The following is a 2,245-nucleotide window of genomic DNA, read 5'->3' as shown; positions in this document are numbered from 1 at the left end:
CGAGCCGGCGCGCCGGCTCGCGTTCACACGGATCACCAAGGCGCAGGTCGCCCACCCGCAGATCGCGGCGGCCTTCGAGGCGGTCGAGCGGTGGATCGCCGCGCGTGGCCTGGAGGTCGTCGGCCCCTGCCGTGAGGTGTACTTCGCGGACTGGGACGCGGCGGGGCCGGAGGATCCGGTGTGCGACGTGGCGTTCCCGGTCGCATCCTGACCCATGTAGTACCGGTACGGCTGTGGGGGTTTTCCCTACGGCCGCATCGGAGGGAACAGGTCCTGTCGGCCAACTGTCAGCGGGTGGTTAGCGTCTACTCCAACACACGACGAACAACCGCCCGCACGAGTCGAACGGAACGGACGAGCCGCAGTGGCCTTTGCCGAGCTGACCCCACGACGTCCCGTCTCGCGCGCCGACAAACCGTCGCCGACGCGTGAGCCGTGGCGGGAACGCCACCGAGTGGCCCTCACGGCCGCTCTGTGCGCCCTGCCGCTGTACGTCGTGTGGTGGGCGGTCTTCGCGACCGGCGGCGGTGATCTGGCCGCGCAGGTGGCGTGGGCGGAGTTCGCGAAGATGTACCCGGACTCCGCGGTCAACCTGTTCTGGTACGGGGGCCTGCACGCGGCGAACTACAGCGTCCTCTCGCCGTATCTGATGGCGGTGTGCGGGGTGGTCGCGGTGACGCTGGCGTCCGGGCTCACCGCGTCCTGGCTCGTCGGCGCGGTCGTCGCCCGGACGGGTGTGCGGGCGCCGATCCCGGTCGCCCTCGCGGCGACCTTCTCGCTGTGGTGCCAGGTGGTCTCGGGTCGCTCCACGTTCATGCTGGGCACGGCCTTCGCCATGGGGGCGCTGCTGGCGGTGGTGGGCGGGCGCGGCGGGCGGCGGCTGGCCGTGGCGGCGGTGTGCGCGACGCTGTCCACGATGGGGAGCCCCGTCTCCGGGCTCTTCCTCCTCGTGGTCGGCGCCGCGTATCTGCTGTGCCGCGAGTGGGGCCGGGCGGCGGCGCTGATCCTGCCGCCGGTGACGGTCGTCGCCGTGACCACGCTGCTGTTCCCCTTCGAGGGCGAGCAGCCCATGGCGTTCAGCCGGATATGGCCTCCGGTGGTGATCTGCGCGGTGGTCGTGGTGACCGCGCCGAGCGCCTGGCGGGTGCTCCGCCTCGGCTCCGCGGTGTACGCCCTCGGTGTGGTCCTCTGCTACCTGATCCCCACCCCCATCGGCACGAACGTCGAGCGGCTCCTGGAGCTGGCGGGCCCGGCGGCGGCCCTGGCCATCGCCCTGTACCGCGGCGAGGCCCGCGCGAAGGGGGCCCGGCTGCCGCTGTCCTGGTTCACGGCCCGGCGGCGGGTGGTGGCCGGTGTGGTCGCCCTGGTCCTCTCGCTGACGTGGCTGACCGCCAAGACCACCGCCGACATCGTCACCAACACCAAGGTGCCCGAGTGGGCCGTGAAGACCGACGGGGTGGTGAACGAGCTGAAGCGGCTGGGCGCCTGGAAGACCCGCGTCGAGGTGGTCCCGGCCCGGGACCACCGCGAGGCCGCGATCCTCGCCCCGTACATCAACATGGCGCGCGGCTGGAACCGGCAGGCCGACGTCGAGCGGGGCCGCCTCTTCTACGAGGGCCACGGCGGCACGGAGGTGCCCGAGGGCGCCTTCACCCCGTCGGCCTACAAGGCGTGGCTGTCGCAGTGGGCGGTCGGTTTCGTCGTCCTCGTCAACGGCGAGCCGGACGGGCCCGCCGAGCTGGAGCACGCCCTGGTGACCAGCGAGCCGGACTATCTGGAGCGCGTCTGGGAGGACGCGAACTGGAAGATCTACCGGGTGAAGAACGCGACGCCGCTGGTCGACAGGCCGGCGTCGGTGGTCAGCGCCGACGGCGCCAACCTCGTCGTCCATATGCCCGGCCCCGGCGAGGTCATCGTCCGCGTCGCCTATTCGCCGTGGCTGTGGGCGGACAACGGCTGCCTCACCGCCGACCGCGAGTCCGACGGCGATCTCACCGAGTTCACCCGCCTCACCGTCCACGAGGCTGGTGACGTCCGCATCAGCTCGCAGTACGGGGGGCCGTCCCGGAAGACGGCGCTGGAGTGCGAGAAGGAGGCGGAGGAGAAGGAGGAGGAGGGCGGGGAGTAGGACGGCCCCGCCCGGGCCCCACAGCTCCCCACACAGGCACCATGCGTAAGGCGCCCCTCCCGGCCGGTGGTCGGGAGGGGCGCCTCTTCGTGTGCGGGTGGTGGGCCGTGTGCGGGT

The 2,245-nt window shown here is 72.3% G+C and carries 2 protein-coding genes; both read left to right on the top strand.

Annotated features, from left to right (window positions below; all coding sequences use genetic code 11):
- Positions 1-211 (top strand): GyrI-like domain-containing protein (locus tag AOK15_RS39310; RefSeq protein ID WP_167738914.1); only part of this gene is annotated, 211 nt, incomplete at its 5' end.
- A gap of 243 nt (positions 212-454) precedes the next feature.
- On the top strand, positions 455-2,128 hold the full coding sequence (locus AOK15_RS39305) for a hypothetical protein (protein WP_055523799.1): 1,674 nt from the start codon (positions 455-457) through the stop codon (positions 2,126-2,128).
- The last annotated feature ends 117 nt before the right edge of the window (positions 2,129-2,245 follow it).

The sequence above is a fragment of the Streptomyces ossamyceticus genome (assembly GCF_001418475.1).
In the GTDB taxonomy this organism is placed as follows: domain Bacteria; phylum Actinomycetota; class Actinomycetes; order Streptomycetales; family Streptomycetaceae; genus Streptomyces; species Streptomyces ossamyceticus.
The sequence above is the reverse complement of the archived record's forward strand: the minus strand, read 5'-3'. Positions and strand labels throughout refer to the sequence as shown.